This is a genomic window from [Brevibacterium] flavum (assembly GCF_019317305.1).
Lineage (GTDB): Bacteria > Actinomycetota > Actinomycetes > Mycobacteriales > Mycobacteriaceae > Corynebacterium > Corynebacterium glutamicum.
In genome coordinates, this window is record NZ_CP079240.1 from 706,063 (window position 1) to 724,941 (window position 18,879).

An 18,879-nucleotide genomic window follows, 5' to 3' on the forward strand; every position below is an offset into this window, starting at 1 on the left:
AAACTACTGCGCTAGAACATCCACAACGAGACGGTGAGGATCTTGCAACTCAGTAACAGAGTATGGGTGCTTGCCGTTAAGTCCGATGACAAACTGGGAGCGACCCTCAAAAGTACCTGCGCTTACCACCTGGGACACGATGCTGCCGGAACCATCCACGGTGCCGATCGCTGGATCCTCAAGACCTAAATCAAAAGGATAAACAGTGCCATCGATGTTCACGTTCAGCGCAGTGTCGCCAGAGAAGTTGATGGTATTTCCGCTACCTTGCTGGGTGGGGTTGGAGGTGTAATCAATAAACCAACCAGGGCTGCCCTCGCCGGTGAGATCAAACACCACGCGGTCAAAACCATTGTGGGAACCGATCCGAACATCGGTGACCATGAGCTGTGCAGGGGCCTCAGGTCGAAGAGTTTTCATAGCAACATCGGCTTCACCCAAAGCAGTTGGGCCAGTGGAGGCTTCATTGGACAACTGTGCGCCATCCGCAGTCGCGGACATAGTTTGGGTTACAGAAGAAGCATCGTTGGTGGTGGAATTGGAGGTTCCACAACCCGCAAGAGTCAACGCGCTAGCGCCGACAATCGCTAGAGTCTTCAGGCGGGCACGATGCTTTGAATGAGAAGTTGGCTGCACAATCATGCACACACCGTAACCCTGGGTCACCCCCGAAACCTAAGCAAGACGCCCAATTTGGCTTAATCGTGAACGAATTGTTGTAATTCGTCTTAAAAACGCCAGGAGACGTGAAAATTACAGACACCCCAGACATCAGATGGAGGCGGCGATACTAGGGTAGAGGACATGACTCTTCGCTGTTCTGACGTCAATGTTGAACCCCTGCCGGGAACGGCAAAAACAGGTTCTGGGTTTGTTCTCCTTGAACATGCTGGCTCGTGGAGCCGCGATGTTTTAGATGGCGGAACATTTGATCCTGAGTTGACTGATCAATTGAAGAGGCACCTGAAAGCTTCCGGAATGGGTCTGCAATTAATTAGGAAGCCGGGGCGGGAGGGGCGAAACGTCGAAAAGCATAATCTTTTTCTCGTTTTTGCTGAGGCCTCAATTATTGAGCACCTGGTGGTGGACTCGCCGGCCGATGTTTTGGACCTTGATTTAAGCGGGCCGGGCAAAAATAATGCGCAGCGCATGGACGATCCGATGTTGCTGATCTGTACGCACTCGAAGCGCGATGTGTGCTGCGCGATCAAGGGGCGTCCGCTGGCAGCTGCCGTGGAGCCACAATTTGGGCCGCTGCATGTGTGGGAGGCTTCGCACACCAAGGGCCACCGGTTCGCGCCATCGATGCTGCTCATGCCGTGGAATTACTCTTATGGCCTACTTGATGAGGCCGAAACCGTGCAGCTTTTCCAAGGCGCGTTGGACAACAAACTCTTCCTGCCGGGCAACCGTGGCCGAGGAACCTTAGATGCTCGTGGCCAGGTTGCAGAAATTGCCGTGGCGAAAGCTTTCGGCGAGGCGGTTGCTCCTGCGAGTTTGCAGGTTGAATTCGAAGATGATTCTGTTTTGGTTACTCATCCCGATGGGCGCACGTGGGTTGTGGAGCTTGAACGCATCGAGGTCGACGGCGTGGTGTCCTCGTGTGGTGATCAGCCGAAAACTGGAAAAGCGTGGGTGGTTAGGCAAGTTACAGAACTGATCGGATAAAAGCAGAGTTATATCTGATGAACGGCCATCAGCAGTATCGTTATCACAGCACCAACAAAGTAGTTTAGCCAGAGGAAAACTTTCCAACTGCGATTAGCCTGTTCACAACTGGCATCTGTAATGTTCCAAAATCGTGCGGCATTAAATACGTAAGTTAAAATCGCAATCCCGATGATCCACGCCGGATTAGGCAAAGTAGTGACTAAAACAGCAGCTAGTAAATAAAGTACTACTGAAAGCCGAATGGCTCCGCGAGCACCAATTACAGTGGCAATTGAGCTCAGACTAGCTTCCCGGTCGGCATTAACATCCTGTACTGCGCCAAGGATCTGACTGGCCATGCCCCACAAGAAAAAGGATCCCAGTGCTATCCACATCGCTGCTGAAGGAGATGTTCCAGTGATCGTGGCACCGACTAATGCAGGTGACGTGAAGTGAGTAGAAGATGTTAGGGCATCGAGAAACGGGCGTTCTTTAAAACGCAATTTCGGCGCTGAATAAGCAATCACTGCTAGCACTGAGATTGTCAGCCATAAAGACGACATCCAGGTGCCAAATATGAAAAGAATAACTAGGAAAGGAATTGTTGAGATAGCCGAGGCCCATAACAGTGTGCTGTGGGAACTTTTCGGTAGCACAGCCCCCTCGACGCCGCCTTTGCGGGGATTACGTATATCAGATTCGTAATCAAAAACATCGTTGATGCCATACATGGCGATGTTATACGGGATAAGAAAAAATACTATGCCTAGCCAAAACAGCCAGTCAATCTCTCCTGCATTTAATAGGTACGCCAGACCAAAAGGGTAGGCGGTATTGACCCAGCTAATGGGGCGAGATGACAAAAGAATTAGTCTTATTTTTTTCATCATGACTACGGCTTTTCTGGCTCAGATTGCGTGGTGGCGGATCTAGTACTGATGCTTCGGTTGGTTCTGGTGGGTAAGGAATGGTGTGGACGTCTTTTCCTGCGTTTAAACATGTTTCCAGGCAACCATAGGGCAGGAATCAGAAGTACTGCGAAAAGCGGATAGAAAAGATCCTCTAGGGGGATTAAACCGAGCCAAATCCCAAGATGCTGGGTATCCCCATATCCAAAGAGATCAGCCCAAACCATGAGGTTATCAAATATGATAGTTAGAGAACATAGGGTAAGGGCACTGACGGCGGCGATTGGTAAAAGTTTAGGTGTTCCAGACTTCAGCTTTAAGGCAAATAGGACGATGGCTATTGCTAAAAAAGGAATGCTTATAAAAACATAAGTCATGGTTCAACCTCGGGAGTGGTAGTCGCTTGGAAAGTATCGTGCTGTGGAGCGGGGGGAGACTTTTTACCGGGTTTTTTAGGCAGTGGCGCGTTAAGCCATAATGCTGCTGCCGAGGTAAGGTTGAGGGTGATGTAGCAGAGGAAGAATAGGAAAAAAAGTTCTTCAATGGGCATATGGGGTGCAAGGTTAATACCGGACATAAACGCTGAGTCTCCGCGATAAAAAGTGCCAGTAATAATGCCAAATATATCCCATAAAAGAAATCCGATATATGCAGCACCTACCGAAGCCATTGCCCTTAACGGATGGCGGAAGAATGCTAGCTTCCAACGGTGGTCGCACAAAGCCATGCACCCAATGAGAACTAGGAGAGTCCCTAGATAAATAAAGGCCATAAAAATATCGCTATCTTGCTCATTGTGGGAAATATCGATGATAGGGATCAAAATTTAATGATCGTATGAGGTCTTTTGAGATGGTGTCGTTTTAGCCGGCAAGGGTTCGGGCAGCGGTCCTGCACTGGTATCGGCATGTAAGCGCTTAATAATATTCTCGGCAGAAATTAAACACATGGGTATTCCTACGCCCGGGACGGTGGTAGCACCGGCATAGAAGAGGTTCTCGACCTTGCGGGAGCTATTGCGCCCCCTTAAGAAAGCGGACTGCCTGAGGGTATGTGCTGGACCCAGTGCGCTGCCTACCCATGAATGGTAGCGGTGTTCAAAATCCGCAGGGCCAATGGTGCGTTTGACCACAATTCGATCAGTGAGGTCAGGGATGCCGGCTTGCGTAGCAATTTGATTGATTGCATGGGATGCGATTGTTTCCACGGATGCTGAAGCTGACTGTATATACGCATCGCCGTGGCCGATGCCACTGGAAGCCTTGGTTGGAATTAAAACAAAAAGGTTTTCGTATCCAGCAGGTGCAACGCCGTCTTCGGACGTTGAAGGCTTGGAGACATAAATGGAATTTGATGCATTGTGGGGGCGGGTAAGTTGAGGCCCATCGAAAACTACAGCAAAATCGTCTGTCCAATCTTCACTGAAGAAAAGATTGTGATGATCGAGCTGGGGTAACTCTCCTTTTACGCCCAAGAGGATTAATACCGCTCCAATTCCAGGATTGCGAGTGGACCAATATCGTTCGGGATAGGTTCGAAGTTCCCGGGGAAGCAGATTATTTTCTGTATGGTGCAGGTCGCCAGCTGAAACCACAAGATCCGCATCTAGATTTTGCACTTTTCTGTTGTGAAGGAAGCTCACACCTGTGGTGCTTGTGTTGCCCCTAGATGAAGAAGTGTTGATAGAAATGACCTCAGAATCAAGTTGAAACTCAACCCCGTTTTCCAGCGCTAACTGATGCAGAGCATCCACCACTGCAGTAAAACCACCTATAGGGTATTTCACTCCCTGCACCAAATCGGTATGACTCATCAAGTGGTACATCGATGGGGTAGTCGTTGGTCGGGAAGACAGGAAGACTGCTGGATAGGTGAGGATCTGGCGCAATACCGGGCTACTGAATTGACTATTTACGTACTTTTGTAAAGAACGGGTCAGTAGAGAAAACAGTCGGCCAGCTCGGGTCAGTACATCCCGGTGAAGCAGCGGGCCCAACGTGGAGAAATTATTATAAAGGAATCTATCAATGGCAATGTCATAGGCGTCTGCCGCGCTATCAAGATAATTTCCTAGTTTTGCACCCGCGCCGGGTTCAATGGATTCGAATAGAGCAATTGCTTCTTCACGGCCAGTGGGGACATCGACAGCGTCATGTATGCCGGAAAAAACTCGATAACCAGGCGTTAATTCTACCAAATCGAGATAATCAGAAGTACGTGCACCAAAAAGTGCGAAGAAATGGTCAAAGGCCTCGGGCATGAGGTACCAAGAAGGTCCGGTATCCCATCGAAAGCCAGGGAAGCCTGATATTTCCAGCGATCCAGCTCGGCCACCAACATCAGTGTTTTTTTCCAAAACAGTCACTTGCCAGCCATCACGTGCTAAAAGTGCAGAAGTTGCTAAACCAGCAACACCTGCGCCTATGACTACGGCGGTACCTGAAGAGCGTGGAGTTGTAGTTGATGTCTTCATCGCGAATTCTTTCTGTAGATGCTCATGGATAGACCTCTCATCGTGGCGCTAGCGAGTATAGAGAGTTTGATATGAAGTGGAACTCTGACTCGCTCCTGCAATAAATCGGAGGTAGGAGTAGCCTCAATTCGGTCAGTGAGTTTTTGAAAGAGCAAATAGGCAGAGATCACTCCGATGCGAGCCTGCACTGGTATTTCTGGAAATGCATCGTGGGCAATTGCCAGGTCTTGACGAATATCAGCGATGAGATCTTCTTTTTGTTCTTTAGTAAGAGTTCCTTGGCTGGTTTCGGGGAAATAGAAACGGCCCAAATTTTGCTGATCTTCTGCCAAGTCACGGAGAAAGTTAATTTTCTGGAATGCTGCTCCCAATGAGCGGGCTCCGTTTTGCATAATCTCTAGCCGTTTTTTGCTAATCGTTCTACCTTGGTTGAAAACGCTGAGACAAAGTAGGCCTATAACTTCCGCGGAGCCATAGACATACGTTGTGAAGCTATCTGGGTCGTGTGTATTAGCTTTGAGGTCCTTACGCATTGATGCAAAGAAGGCTATTACATGCTCTTGTTCGAAATCACAGCGTCGGGCAGTTTCACCATAAGCTTGTAAAACAAGATCTGTGTTGAAGCGTTGTTGTGGTGCTGCAAGAACCGCAATTTCATAGGCATCGAGAATCTCTTCGATTTTGGCAGTTGAGCAACCAGCGGCATGTGCAGTGCCGTCGACAATTTCATCGGCGATACGAACTACTGCATAGAGATTTCGTATGTCATTTCGTATGCGTGGGGATAGCAACCACGTAGACAGACTGAAGCTCGTTGAATATTCCTCGATCACTTTATGTGAAGCCTTGAATGAAGCCCGATTGTAAAGTCTCAGTGCACTTTTAAGAAAGAGAGGCGAATTTTGGTGTGTCATAGCTGAGCCTGCTTCTGGTATTTCTGATTGGACAATTTTGAGGGCCACCAGATTTTCGGTCCGATGTCGTAGAACAAAGCAGGCACCAAGAAGGCGCGAACGAGCAGGGTATCAATAAGAACTCCAAAAGCGACAATGAAGGCAATTTGTGCCAGGAATAGAATTGGGATGACATAAAGTGCTGCGAACGTTGCGGCAAGAACTACTCCAGCTGAGGTAATTACTCCGCCGGTTACTGTCAGACCTCGAAGAATTCCAAGTCTTGTGCCGTGGGTTTTGGTTTCTTCACGGATACGGGTGACTAAGAAAATGTTGTAGTCGATGCCCAAGGCTACCAAAAATACAAATCCGTAGAGAGGTACTGCGGGGTCTGCTCCTGGGAAATTGAAAACGTGATTGAAAAGTAAAGCAGCCACGCCTAAAGCAGTAGCAAAAGACACCACGGTGGTGACTACTAGCAGGAGTGGTGCGACAATAGACCGCAGCAACAGCATGAGAATAACCAAAATGACCAGCAATACAATTGGGATGATCAGGTTACGGTCATGGATGGAGGCATCGTTAGTGTCTACGGAAGTTGCAGTGACACCACCTACTACCGCTGATATATTTTCATCTGCAAAAGTTTGGCGGATACTGCGAATAGCTTTTTGAGCTTCTTCGGAATCTGGTGCTTCAACGAGTGTTGCTTGTAAAAGGACTTGCCCTTCTACAACTACCGGGGCTGGAGCTGTACCAGAACCTAACGGCACAATGCCGCCAGCGGTGATGGGGGCTGAGCCAGAGGGGGAGTCAGCACTAGTGACAGTTACAGCCTCAAAATTGTCATTGTTAAGGACTACGCCAGCAACCTGTGCTGCCTGTGCTTCATCAACGATAATATAAGCAGGACTGCCGGATCCACCGGGGAAGTGTTCGCCTAAAGCCTGCTGGCCATCACGTGCTTCCGAGGAACCCAGAACTAAGTCGGATTGGGACACACCATCCGCTTTTAGTGTGGGAACGAAAGCCGCACCCAAGAGAAGCACAATAAGTGTAGATACCCAGATTGCACGAGGATGCCGCTCCACTAAATGAGCCACTTTTGACCAGATCCCGCTGGCGGGGATGTCGTTTTTGGCACGGGCTCTTTCAGGTTCGTATTTTGGTCGCTTGGGCCAAAAGGCCACCCGACCGAATACAAATAGCAGGGCTGGTAGGAGAGTAAGAGCAGAAAGCATTGCAAAAATAATGCCCACCGAAGCTACTGGACCTAGCGTGGAGTTAGATTTCAAATCACTAAATAGCAAACAAAGGAGGCCTGCAATAACAGTGCTGCCCGAGGCAAGAATGGGTTCCACCGATGCCCGGATGGCTTTCCCTGTGGCTATCCCTTTGTCTTGCTGAACGCGTAACTCTTCACGGAAACGTGCAACGTATAGCAATGAGTAGTCGGTGGCAGCGCCAATGACCAGAATGAAGAGGATGCCTTGAGTTTGACCCGAAAGCAGCAGGATGTCCCACTTGGCCAGCCACCACACCACCAATAGAGCTACAGTCAGCGCAAACAAACTGGTGGCAAGCACAGCGATGGGAAGAATGAATGAGCGGTAGACGATGACAAGGATGACAAGCACGGCAGCCAAGGCCACTGCTAGGAGTAGTCCATCAATACCCGCGAAAGCCGCGCTGAGATCAGCGGTAAACCCAGCCGGTCCGGTCACATAGGTGCTTACATAGTCCGGCGTTTGCTGGGCCAAGGTCTCAGAGAGCTTTTCGACGCTTTCCGTCAGCTCCGCTGATGGATTGAGGGGGACAAACACCTGGACAGCTCTGCCGTCCTCAGATGGAATAGCAGGGGAGACTTCATCGGAAACTATGTCTAATGCTGAGAGCCCAGCAACAACTTCATTGAGTTGTGCGATATCTTGTTGCGTTAAGGGGTCATCGCTGACCATGACGACAATGGCTGGGATGGATTCAGAATCAGTGAAATCTCCCAACTGTTCCTGTACCTGAGTGGCATCGGCAGATTCTGGCAGATACGTGGTCTGGCTGTTGGAGGAGACCTCACTAACCTTGCCAAAATAAGGCCCGCCGATTCCAGCTCCTACAAGCCAAACCAAAATTAGCAAGGCGGGCAGAAAGATTCTCATCAAGCGAGTAGAACCAGATTTCTTCCTGCGCTCTGTTGTGATGCTAGTAGACATCAAATTCACTTCCGTTAAAGGCGTAAAAGCTAGTTCTAAGATTTGCGGCTGGCTAGTTGCTCAACGTGTTTGAGTAATAACTTTTGAGCCTTGGGATCTACCTGGGTGCTTAGTGTTTCGATCATCGAACGGCAGATATTTAAGTGATCGGAGATGGCATTTAGGGAGTGATTCTTTGCTCCGCACTGTATGAGAAGATGTTGAATTCGCTCTGCCTGAGAGGTGCTCAGATCTGCGGAACCGAAGTTGTCTTGAATATCATTCCATTTAGCAGTATTTCGAGCATAGGCGATGATTGTCGTTTCTTTTCCTTCTCGAAGGTCAGAAAAGGCATCTTTGCCGTGTTCGGCTGCGTCACCAAAAGTAGATAAGTAATCATCCTGTAATTGGTAAGCGATGCCCAAGTTGGTGCCTATCTCACCTATCTGTGTTTCAATCTCCTGAGGTAGTTCCGCGAGAATTGCCGCTGCTCTCATTGGAAGCTCAAAACTGTATGTGGCTGTTTTTAGCCGACTCATTTCTAGAGCAATGTCCATATTCGGGCTGATTGCTTTGCTGCTTAATCCCACATCAAGAAACTCACCCACAATCGTGTCATTCATCGTGTGGTTGAGTAAATCTAACAGCCGAACCCGTTGGGGATGTGGAAGGTCAAGGCGGGCGAAGATTTGATGGGTGGCAGCAAGAAAAAGATTCCCCATAAGTAGCCCATTAGATTGTGCCCAATCTAGATGCTCTGGATCGCGCTGGGTTTGTGCAAAACTTTCAGGTGTGCGATGAATGAGAATCTGCCCAATAAAATTAAGTTTGCCTCGCCGATAGAGGTCTCCGTCAATGACATCGTCATGAACCAAAAGGGAAAAATGAAGTAGTTCTAAAGCTGCTGCTACCTGTAAAGCGGTGTTGAGTTTGACCTCAATATCATCGTCTACAAGCGCGTCGTATAGCCCTAATAGCATCCGAGGACGGATTAACTTGCCACCCCGCAAAGCTTGGAAAGCGGCATCTAGGCATGTACGGAACTCTGGTGGATATGTGCTGCACTGTTGAGATAGCGAAGCGCAGATGCGATTTAGTTCCCGATAGATCTCATCATTGAAATCAAGATCAGGATGAGTTGAATGCTCTGTGGTGATTGTCATGCCATTGTCCATTCGAGTATCGCACGGCCAGTTATGTCGCAAAAATTCCCAATCGTTGTATATGGCGCTCTATCTTAATGAAGTACAGAAAGTGTGAAATCGGGTTCATAAAAATAATGTGCCTACAGGAAATTTATACTATCTCATGAGTTAATATTTTTAAAAACAAACTTTATCTGACTTTGTAAAAAAAGGTGATTAATATGCTGAATATGCAGGAATCAGATAAAATCCATCCGGCAGAATCTCCACTTCGTAATATTTATGACGTGAAAACTAGTGATCCCAAAAGTGAATTAGTTGATCGTTCTGGCATGTCGGAAGAAGACATTGCGCAAATTGGGCGGCTAATGAAATCGCTGGCAAGTCTTCGCGATGTGGAACGTAGTATTGGTGAAGCCTCGGCACGTTATATGGAGCTAAGTGCCCCTGATATGCGGGCTTTGCACTATTTGATTGTGGCGGGCAATGCGGGCGAAGTGGTGACTCCAGGAATGCTTGGAGCTCACCTTAAACTGGCCCTTCCGGTTTTGGGGTACATCACAGAACCTGGGCTAGCGGTGTAGACCCGAAAATAAACGAGCCTTTTGTCAGGGTTAAGGTTTAGGTATCTAAGCTAACCAAACACCAACAAAAGGCTCTACCCATGAAGTCTACCGGCAACATCATCGCTGACACCATCTGCCGCACTGCGGAACTAGGACTCACCATCACCGGCGCTTCCGATGCAGGTGATTACACCCTGATCGAAGCAGACGCACTCGACTACACCTCCACCTGCCCAGAATGCTCCCAACCTGGGGTGTTTCGTCATCACACCCACCGGATGCTCATTGATTTACCCATCGTCGGGTTTCCCACCAAACTGTTTATCCGTCTACCTCGCTACCGCTGCACCAACCCCACATGTAAGCAAAAGTATTTCCAAGCAGAACTAAGCTGCGCTGACCACGGTAAAGGTCACCCACCGGGTCACCCGCTGGATTTTACAACGCCTTGCTATTGACCGGATGAGTGTTCACGCAACCGCGAAAGCACTTGGGCTAGGGTGGGATTTAACCTGCCAACTAGCCCTCGATATGTGCCGTGAGCTGGTCTATAACGATCCTCACCATCTTGATGGAGTGTATGTCATTGGGGTGGATGAGCATAAGTGGTCACATAATAGGGCTAAGCATGGTGATGGGTTTGTCACCGTGATTGTCGATATGACCGGGCATCGGTATGACTCACGGTGTCCTGCCCGGTTATTAGATGTCGTCCCAGGTCGTAGTGCTGATGCTTTACGGTCCTGGCTTGGCTCCCGCGGTGAACAGTTCCGCAATCAGATACGGATCGTGTCCATGGATGGATTCCAAGGCTACGCCACAGCAAGTAAAGAACTCATTCCTTCTGCTCGTCGCGTGATGGATCCATTCCATGTTGTGCGACTTGCTGGTGACAAGCTCACCGCCTGCCGGCAACGCCTCCAGCGGGAGAAATACCAGCGTCGTGGTTTAAGCCAGGATCCGTTGTATAAAAACCGGAAGACCTTGTTGACCACGCACAAGTGGTTGAGTCCTCGTCAGCAAGAAAGCTTGGAGCAGTTGTGGGCGTATGACAAAGACTACGGGGTGTTAAAGCTTGCGTGGCTTGCGTATCAGGCGATTATTGATTGTTATCAGATGGGTAATAAGCGTGAAGCGAAGAAGAAAATGCGGACCATTATTGATCAGCTTCGGGTGTTGAAGGGGCCGAATAAGGAACTCGCGCAGTTGGGTCGTAGTTTGTTTAAACGACTTGGTGATGTGTTGGCGTATTTCGATGTTGGTGTCTCCAACGGTCCGGTCGAAGCGATCAACGGACGGTTGGAGCATTTGCGTGGGATTGCTCTAGGTTTCCGTAATTTGAACCACTACATTCTGCGGTGCCTTATCCATTCAGGGCAGTTGGTCCATAAGATCAATGCACTCTAAAACAGGAAGAGCCCTTAAACTTTCCCCGGCATCTGTAACAAAGACGCTCAATAGGCTAGAAAAAGGTGGACATATTGTTCGTAAGGTGCACCCCGTCGACCGCAGGGCTTTCGCCCTTACAGTCACTGATGCCACTCGTGGAGAGGCGATGCGGACGCTTGGTAAGCATCAGGCGCGTCGTTTTGATGCTGCTAAACGATTAACTCCACAAGAGCGTGAAGTGGTTATCCGATTCCTTCAGGATATGACGCAGGAGTTGTCCCTTAATAATGCACCATGGCTCAACACGGAATAACGAAATAGATGACAATCTACGTCGATTAAAGTGTGCAGAGCGGAGTGGCGGTATTTAAGCCGCCTGTTGCTGGGACTGTAATGAATGCGCATGGCCACCATCCACGGTTTTCCGTGATGTTACGGATGTGAGACCATTTCTCACTACTCAGAGCTGGTGTGCGGGAAAGTATGAATCCTGAGGACCGGCTTGGGCTGCCGACGATTGCTAGTGAATAATCATCTTCGATATAGGTCACGCGGTAGTTTGCTTGATTGTCTTCACTCTGAAATGGAACACCTGGGAAGCTAACCTTTAGTGAAGCATTGGAAACTACTTTAGCGCTGCCTTCAATAACTGAAGGCCCAAAAAAGGTGCCACAGCTGTTAGTTACGGAGATTGTGCTTGAGTCGATCATCTCGTATTTGGCGGTAGTGTCATGGGAGCACTGTAGCGAGTATGGCTGGGGAATGGCTGCTACTTGATACCACGTGCCTTGGTAACGTTCGAGGTCAATGCCGTTCTCCACTTCATGCAGGGCTTGGTTTTCGGGTACCGAACTTAGGTTAGATACCTGCGAGGAGCCACCTGCAAGTCGTCCGCCGTCAAAAATGTCTTGGGCTTGTGCCGTGGATATCCCGAAAAGTGAAATGGCTGCGAGTAGTGCTGTGGTGACAAGTTTGCTTGAAATGCGCATAAAGCAAATCCTTTCTTCATGTTTATATTAACTCAATAGTTATTACTGCTAAAAGTATAGTAGGTAGTTGTGGAGGGGTGAAGAATTTCGTAGAAATCGCACTCCATTCACTAAAGACCCAAGAGTAAAATCCCAGGATTTGCTTATACTTGCGTTCATGGATAATCAACTTCGTCCCACTTTGCATTATCAAGCTCAAAACCCGCACCGGCGGGTACTGGTCACCGGTGCGACAGGCTACATTGGCGGCAGGTTGATTACTGAATTACTCGCTGCCGGTTTCCAAGTTCGGGCCACCTCGAGGAAAAAAACAAGTCTTCAGCGCTTTGACTGGTACGAGAACGTCGAGGCAGTGGAAGCGGATCTGACTGACGCGACTGAGTTAGATACGTTATTTAAGGATGTAGACGTTGTTTACTATCTAGTGCATTCCATGGGCGGCAAGGATGTTGATTTTGAGGAGCAGGAGCAGCTCACTGCTAAAAATGTCATCCAAGCTGCTGATCAAGCCGGGATAAAACAGATTGTCTACCTTTCCGGCTTACACCCGCGTAATCGAAAAATAGAAGAACTATCTAAGCACATGCGCTCACGGGAAAAGGTCGCCCAGATTTTGCTGGCTGGCCAGACACCAGCTTTAATTTTAAGGGCTGCCACAATTATTGGTTCCGGCTCTGCATCATTTGAAATAATCCGTCATCTCACTGAGCGTTTGCCTAGAATGATAGCGCCTCAGTGGATTACTAATCAGATTGAGCCTTTAGCAATACGGGATGTTTTGCATTACCTAATCTCGGCGGCTGATTTAAAGGATCCAGTCAACCGCTCCTGTGATATTGGCTGCGGAAAGTCGTATGAATTTGCGGATTTATTGCGTATCTATGCTGATGTTCGGGGACTGAAACGTCATGTAAATTCCGTTCCTCTCAATTTGCCCATGGACAAGCTATCCGGTCTCTGGATTAGTCTAGTTACACCTGTTCCATTTCAATTGTCTTTCCCCTTAGCTCAATCAATGGCTGAGGATGCCGTCACTGAAGAGCACAGCATTAAAGATATTATTTCAGATCCACCCGATGGTTTTATTGAGTATCGGGAAGCAGTGGAGCTGGCATTAGCTGCAGAGTTTGATCGTGGAGTTCCAACGTCATGGGATCGAAGCTGGACTGTACAACAACCGTGGGCTAGCCAACCTACCGATCCAGAGTGGGCGGGCAAAGCTGTTTATGAAGACGTCCGCACAGAAGATACTGATCTCCGAGCAGCGCAGGTCTGGCCGATCATTGAAGGTTTGGGTGGCGTGAACGGCTGGTATTCTGCACCACTGCTATGGCGATTGAGGGGTATCGCTGACAGACTCATCGGCGGTCCAGGTTTGGGCGGACGGCGGGATCCCCGTCATTTGAAACTTGGGGATCGCATTGATTGGTGGCGGGTTACTGAGATCGATCCACCAAATAGATTAGTGCTCACCGCAGAGATGAAAGTAGATGGTGGCGCTTGGCTGATCCTAGAAGTCGAGGACAAAGAAAATGGCGGATGTACTTATACCCAACGCGCAATATTTGAGCCGAAGGGTTTGCCCGGTTATCTCTATTGGTGGGTTGTTTCACCGTTCCATGCGATTATTTTTCCTTATATGCGTTCGAATATTTTAAAAGCTGCGCGTAAACTCACTTAATCGCAGAGTAGGCGTCTAAAGCAATTTGACGGGATTCCTTCAGATCGACGATGGGATCCGGATATGATGGTGTTCCATATTCGGGTACCCAGCGACGAATATAAGTTTCATCTGGATCAAATTTTTTCGCTTGGGTGACCGGATTAAAAATACGGAAATAAGGCGAAGCGTCATCTCCGCTACCCGCAGCCCATTGCCAGTTGAAAGCATTAGAAGCTGGATCAGCATCTACGAGAGTTTCCCAAAACCATTCTTCGCCATGACGCCAATGGATCTGGAGATTCTTGGTTAAAAAACTAGCTACTACCATTCTGACGCGATTGTGCATTGACCCGGTGGCCCATAATTCTCGCATACCTGCATCGACCAGTGGAATTCCTGTTTTTCCTGCACGCCATGCTGCTAAATCCTCATGGAATTGGTCAGCTTTGGTGGGGATAAGAGGGGTGGATGGAGTGTTAAGTTTATCTTTTTCACTCGGGTCCCAGGACCATCCGAAACGATTAAATTGCATACGAACGTTTTGCGTGTCCATGTGTGGCAGGGCATAAAGTCGATGCCACGCAAAATCTCTCCACAGAAGTTCTTTAAGAAATAACTCAGTTCCTTCAGAGTCTATTGCTGCAGTCTCTGCCCACACGCGGTGGATGCTGATCTCACCAAACCTTAGATGAGCAGATAATTTACTTGTAGCGGATCGGGCTAAGCTGTCTCGAGCTTGCGGGTAGTCCTGTAGATGTTCCAAAAAATCAAAGAGTTTTTCCGAAGCATTTTTTTCACCGGGAGCACACTCCTTAACTAACGTTGTTGCCCAAAAAGGTTGCTCCATTTCTGGAATGGGCAGCTCTACACCCTCTGGTCCTGTTAGGTGAGAGGGGACAGGCACATTGTTTTTAACAGTTTCATATGCATGTCCTCTGGCTACTTCCCATGCGGCTTTAGAAAAAGGGGTAAATACCTTGTAGGGAGTTCCGGTAGCGGTACTGACTTCCCAGGGTTCAGTGAGTAAAAAACCTGGGTGGCTATGCACTTCAATCCCTTGATCGCGGAGATTTTTTTTGAGAGTGGCATCCACTTCACATAACGGTTGATGATAGCGTCGATTCCATGTGACGGCTTTGACTTCCATCTCAGAGACTATTTTCGGCAGTATTTCAAGCGGATTACCGGTACGTCGTAGTAAAGGTACTCCGTAAAAAGAAAGATCTTGGGCTAAAGCATTAAGGCTTTGTTCCCGCCACCATCGTGCTGCGGCCCCAATGCTGCGATTGATCGTTTCATCAATGAAGAGTCCAATAACGGGGCCATGATCAGCAGCCCATTTTAAAGCAGCATTATCACTTAGTCGGAGGTCATCGCGGAACCATAGAAGGGTGAGAGAGCGTTGTGGATCATTCATAGCTAATGAGTTTAAAATAAACACCCTTACGTTTGCATTCATTCAACCGTGGAGAAAGCCAGATTTATGACAACCTCAATCCAACGCAGTATCAGTATCGTAATTCCATGTCTAAATGATGCAGTACTTCTAGAACAGTGCTTAAGCTCAATTGTTGCGCAGACTCTTCAACCTGAGGAAGTCATCGTCGTGGATAACGGTAGCACTGATAACTCAGTTGAAGTGGCAAATCGGATGGGGGCTCGGGTGGTTCATGAGCCACTTCAAGGCATCACTTGGGCTAGTGCAGCTGGATATAATTCTGCACGTGGAGACCTAATTGTCCGTTTCGACGCAGATTGTGTGATTCCTCCCGATTATCTAAGCCAAGTCAATGCCATTTGGAACCGTACAGAGGAGACACCTGGTCGCACTATAGTTGCGCTAACAGGTACCGGCAGTTTTGATATTCCTGGCCGTATGGGAGAGTGGTTGGCTCTATGCTATCTAGGTGCCTACCGATGGTCCACGAAACAAGCACTAGGACACTATCCGATTTTTGGTTCGAACTCCGTAATTAGCAGGCAATGGTGGGAGGATGTAAAAGACCAAATTACGTTATCAGAAACTTTTGTGCATGAGGATATGTACTTTTCCTTCTTTGTCCGCCCACATGAGACGGTCTGGTTCGAAAAAAATTTAAAACTCACCATGCATCCACGTGCTTTGATGGGAGTCAGGCAGTCCTTTATCCGATTAGTTCGAGGATTTTATACTATTAAAATTGCTTGGAAAAGAGAACCAGTCCATCAGCGGCTGGAATCTAGAAGAGATTGGACCTGACTTTTCTTTTTTTAGATTCCTAACATCTCCGAGAACCTGGGGTTGGCGGCTCATCTGTTTATGGTGGTCAATCACGGCACATCTCAGCGGATTAATTGCGTCTGCATCGACCAGAAAGCGCTGTAGCTTGAATCCTAGTTTATGCAAAAGATTCGGCTGCAAAATGATTCGGCACAGAATTTTAGCGGCTTATTAAGCCTGGTGCCTATGGTCATTAAGGCTGTATTAGTCGTAATCGGAATTTTTTAGGTCGTTGTCCAACCAGAACGGATGCTGTTTATTTTCCTTATTCCGCTTGGCTTTGGATTCTGCTTAGGCGGTTTGTGAAATGTTGGCAACTGGTTCTGGTTCGAAAGAACCCAGGTAAATAGTTGAATTTTTGGATTTTATACTCAAACCACCCGACGTCGTTTGTTTGCCAACACGATGAGCGCGCACAGCACGGATCCAACCACCATTGCGATTACTGTTCCGCTGAGAATGTCTTCTTGTAGAGGTGCCATTGAGGTAGTGCTGGTGGCGGAGCTGGCAACGAATCTGCCTAAGAATCCTCCCGAAACTGCGCCAACAATGGCGGCAGGCAGTGATAGCGCGATCATTTCAATAGCCATCACAAGAATCTGACCAGTTGAGGTCAGTCCAATGGTGCGCAGTAAATAACGATCGCGGGCACGCTCAGAAATCGTGAGTGCCACTGTGTTGATCAGGCCAACGGCAGCGATCGCTAAGGCCACGATAGCGAGCAGCGTGGACATGGTGGTTATGCGGGAAACCAGTTCAAAAGTGTTTCCGCGAGCGGAGAAGCCCTCGGTGATGGAGTATCGGCCGTCGAAAAGCGAAATGCTATTGCGGACCGCCTGCACTGTGGCGTTGTCGGGTCCTTGGTTAGCGTCGCCGTCGAGCAGGATCAGCATGGTGCGCGTGACAGTGGGGCCGGTGACGAGCGCGGGGTCGATCATGGAGAAGTAGTTGTCGCTGTGGAAGATTTCTACTTGCATCGGGGTATCAGCGATGGTGATATCTGCAATCTGGCCAACTGGGTAGGCGTCTTGATTAGCGGCGTTTCTACCCAAAACAAGCCCATTAGCAGGTGCGCCGGCATCGCCTGCACGCATCACGGAAGCGCCGTCTGCTTCAGTAAGAAGCAGTGCGGAAAGGCTACCGGAATCGCCCAATTCCACCGCTGTGGTGGCTGGTGTGAGGGCAGTTTTTACGCCGTCTACGTTGGAGATTTCCTCTACCATTCCGGGCGGAATTTCGCCGTCCAAAGCGGTGACCATCAAGTCTGTGCCACCCATGCCTTTAGCCACGGATACCAAATGTGTACCGATATGTGCCTGGCCGTGCAGCACCGCGGAACTCAATGCGGAACCTGCAAGAATCACAGCGATCAGCGCTGCCGAGCGAGATTTCTGCTTCGCCGCAAACGCTAAACCGAGCTGAAGCGTGGGGAAAAAGCCACCTAAAATCCTGGAGAAAACCTGCAACAACCAGGGCACGATCACGGCAGTAGCAATGAGCAATGCACTCACCAACGCACCTGAAGCAGCGATGGATAAAGCGACTCCACGCATGCCGTGGTAGTCCGGTGTTGCGCCATATGCCCACACTCCGCCGGCGCCCAAAATACCTGCAAGCAGCAGCCACAACACCGCGAACCAAGGGGACGTCCGCGAAATAGCTGGCGTGCTCAGTGATTCCACCGCAGATTTCCTGCACACACTTAACACCGCAGGCAGCGCCGCGACCACGGACATCACCACGCCGATGCTCGCGATCAGCCACATGGAGTTACCCGGCAGATCAATCACATCGATCGGCACATTAATGCCAAAACGCGCGGCATTATCCGACAACAACCGCGCCGCCATCAACCCAGCAGGCGCGCCGAGACCAGCAGCCAGCACACCCAAAATGCCGGCCTCAAAAATCACCGAACCCAAAATCTGTGGCGTCGATGCACCCACGGAACGAATCAGGCCAAACTCCCGAACTCGCTCACCCGTGAGCACGGAATATGAAGAAAAGACCACCAAAAACGCCACTGCAGCAGCCACTACAACAAATGCGGCGAGCAGCAAGAAATAGCGATCCCGCTGGCCCAAATAAGAATCAGCAAGCTTATCGACGTGCCCCGCCGCCGAAGCAACCACCACCGTAGCGTCGCTAAAGCTTGCAGCCTCTAGCGAGGCAGGATCGGAAGTTGCCACTCGGAATTCACCCCGCACACCGGAAGAATTCCACTCCATCAGCGCATCAGGTGAGGCCACAATGACCGGTGCGCCACCTAAAGTTTCCTGTGCCGCGGGCTCCACCACACCGACTACGATGACATCGGTATCCTCAGTGTTTTGGGACAGGCGAATGGATACGTGCTCACCAACTTCAGGCGCACCCGGGGCCGTTGTTACTGCAATCTCACCAGGTCCTTGGGGCAATCGGCCTTCTAGGATTGGCCGCCACTGCAGTGGGCCTTCCGAAATTGACTGGACTGAAGTACTGGCGTAAATCCCGTCTGATTGCTTTACAGAGGCTGCAAAATTTTGATCAAAAGCCAGAGCTTCAACACCAGGTGTCGTAGCTAATTGTTGCTCAAAAGCTGCAAAGGAATCTTCGTTTTTCGCAGATACCGTGACCACAAGATCAGCGTTTTCATACGGCTTGGCAAAAAGATCATTAACACTGGACACCAAAGAATTTGTCAACGCAGTGGCGCTAACAGTCAATGCAACCGAAGCGAAAATCGCGAAAAACAATGAAAAATAGCGCCCACCT

At 49.1% G+C, this 18,879-nt stretch carries 16 protein-coding genes and 2 pseudogenes; 7 read left to right on the plus strand and 11 right to left on the minus strand.

The window, feature by feature from the left end; genetic code table 11:
• Nucleotides 1-3 precede the first annotated feature (3 nt).
• Nucleotides 4-642, minus strand: coding sequence for an AMIN-like domain-containing (lipo)protein (locus KW808_RS03420; RefSeq protein WP_034983919.1), 639 nt, complete (start codon nucleotides 640-642; stop codon nucleotides 4-6).
• Between the two features lie 162 nt (nucleotides 643-804).
• Here KW808_RS03420 and KW808_RS03425 point away from each other — a divergent pair, with 162 nt between their 5' ends.
• Nucleotides 805-1,668: a ferredoxin family protein gene (locus KW808_RS03425; RefSeq protein ID WP_003860737.1), complete on the plus strand. Its 864-nt coding sequence runs from the start codon at nucleotides 805-807 to the stop codon at nucleotides 1,666-1,668.
• An 8-nt stretch (nucleotides 1,669-1,676) separates the two neighbouring features.
• Here the strand turns inward: KW808_RS03425 and KW808_RS03430 are convergent, their stop codons facing one another.
• The 7 genes from KW808_RS03430 to KW808_RS03460 all read right to left on the minus strand — a co-directional run bounded on the left by KW808_RS03430 (nucleotide 1,677) and on the right by KW808_RS03460 (nucleotide 9,093).
• Nucleotides 1,677-2,540: a prenyltransferase gene (locus tag KW808_RS03430; RefSeq protein ID WP_003860740.1), complete on the minus strand. Its 864-nt coding sequence runs from the start codon at nucleotides 2,538-2,540 to the stop codon at nucleotides 1,677-1,679.
• A 2-nt stretch (nucleotides 2,541-2,542) separates the two neighbouring features.
• A complete protein-coding gene (locus KW808_RS03435) occupies nucleotides 2,543-2,935 on the minus strand; it encodes a lycopene cyclase domain-containing protein (RefSeq protein WP_003860742.1) in 393 nt (130 codons plus the stop codon).
• Nucleotides 2,932-3,381, minus strand: coding sequence for a lycopene cyclase domain-containing protein (locus KW808_RS03440; RefSeq protein ID WP_003860744.1), 450 nt, complete (start codon nucleotides 3,379-3,381; stop codon nucleotides 2,932-2,934). The genes KW808_RS03435 and KW808_RS03440 overlap by 4 nt, the downstream gene beginning before the upstream one ends.
• Before the next feature lie 3 nt (nucleotides 3,382-3,384).
• Complete coding sequence (locus tag KW808_RS03445) at nucleotides 3,385-5,031, minus strand: phytoene desaturase (RefSeq protein ID WP_003860745.1); 1,647 nt, start codon at nucleotides 5,029-5,031, stop codon at nucleotides 3,385-3,387.
• A complete protein-coding gene (locus KW808_RS03450) occupies nucleotides 5,028-5,945 on the minus strand; it encodes a phytoene/squalene synthase family protein (RefSeq protein ID WP_003854604.1) in 918 nt (305 codons plus the stop codon). Before KW808_RS03450 ends, KW808_RS03445 begins: the two co-directional genes overlap by 4 nt.
• A complete protein-coding gene (locus KW808_RS03455) occupies nucleotides 5,942-8,080 on the minus strand; it encodes an MMPL family transporter (protein ID WP_003860746.1) in 2,139 nt (712 codons plus the stop codon). The genes KW808_RS03450 and KW808_RS03455 overlap by 4 nt, the downstream gene beginning before the upstream one ends.
• Nucleotides 8,081-8,169: 89 nt before the next feature.
• Nucleotides 8,170-9,093 carry a polyprenyl synthetase family protein gene (locus KW808_RS03460; RefSeq protein WP_003854606.1) on the minus strand — a complete coding sequence of 308 codons (924 nt, stop codon included), beginning with the start codon at nucleotides 9,091-9,093 and terminating at the stop codon, nucleotides 8,170-8,172.
• Nucleotides 9,094-9,479: 386 nt separating this feature from the next.
• Between KW808_RS03460 and KW808_RS03465 the strand changes: the two genes are divergently transcribed.
• The 4 genes and pseudogenes from KW808_RS03465 to KW808_RS03480 all read left to right on the plus strand — a co-directional run bounded on the left by KW808_RS03465 (nucleotide 9,480) and on the right by KW808_RS03480 (nucleotide 11,526).
• Nucleotides 9,480-9,842, plus strand: a complete 363-nt coding sequence (locus KW808_RS03465) for a hypothetical protein (RefSeq protein WP_462574401.1) — start codon at nucleotides 9,480-9,482, stop codon at nucleotides 9,840-9,842.
• 80 nt (nucleotides 9,843-9,922) lie between these two features.
• Nucleotides 9,923-11,231, plus strand: a pseudogene (locus tag KW808_RS03470) (ISL3-like element IS31831 family transposase).
• Nucleotides 11,221-11,292 (plus strand): annotated as a pseudogene (locus KW808_RS03475) (hypothetical protein); the annotation flags it as partial. The pseudogenes KW808_RS03470 and KW808_RS03475, both read left to right, overlap by 11 nt.
• 24 nt (nucleotides 11,293-11,316) lie before the next feature.
• Nucleotides 11,317-11,526, plus strand: a complete 210-nt coding sequence (locus KW808_RS03480) for a winged helix DNA-binding protein (protein ID WP_462574661.1) — start codon at nucleotides 11,317-11,319, stop codon at nucleotides 11,524-11,526.
• A 25-nt stretch (nucleotides 11,527-11,551) separates the two neighbouring features.
• Here KW808_RS03480 and KW808_RS03485 read toward each other — a convergent pair whose 3' ends face one another.
• On the minus strand, nucleotides 11,552-12,202 hold the full coding sequence (locus KW808_RS03485) for a lipocalin family protein (RefSeq protein ID WP_003854611.1): 651 nt from the start codon (nucleotides 12,200-12,202) through the stop codon (nucleotides 11,552-11,554).
• A gap of 157 nt (nucleotides 12,203-12,359) precedes the next feature.
• Here KW808_RS03485 and KW808_RS03490 point away from each other — a divergent pair, with 157 nt between their 5' ends.
• Complete coding sequence (locus KW808_RS03490) at nucleotides 12,360-13,883, plus strand: SDR family oxidoreductase (protein WP_003854612.1); 1,524 nt, start codon at nucleotides 12,360-12,362, stop codon at nucleotides 13,881-13,883.
• On the opposite strand, the gene KW808_RS03495 is transcribed toward KW808_RS03490, so the two are convergent.
• Complete coding sequence (locus tag KW808_RS03495) at nucleotides 13,876-15,282, minus strand: cryptochrome/photolyase family protein (RefSeq protein ID WP_170844357.1); 1,407 nt, start codon at nucleotides 15,280-15,282, stop codon at nucleotides 13,876-13,878. The two genes, KW808_RS03490 and KW808_RS03495, sit on opposite strands and share 8 nt — an antisense overlap.
• Before the next feature lie 66 nt (nucleotides 15,283-15,348).
• Here KW808_RS03495 and crtX point away from each other — a divergent pair, with 66 nt between their 5' ends.
• Nucleotides 15,349-16,104 (plus strand): C50 carotenoid glucosyltransferase CrtX, encoded by a 756-nt coding sequence (crtX, locus tag KW808_RS03500; protein WP_003854616.1) that lies wholly within the window; start codon nucleotides 15,349-15,351, stop codon nucleotides 16,102-16,104.
• 392 nt (nucleotides 16,105-16,496) lie between these two features.
• Here crtX and KW808_RS03505 read toward each other — a convergent pair whose 3' ends face one another.
• Nucleotides 16,497-18,794: an FtsX-like permease family protein gene (locus KW808_RS03505; RefSeq protein ID WP_231107889.1), complete on the minus strand. Its 2,298-nt coding sequence runs from the start codon at nucleotides 18,792-18,794 to the stop codon at nucleotides 16,497-16,499.
• Nucleotides 18,795-18,879 lie beyond the last annotated feature (85 nt).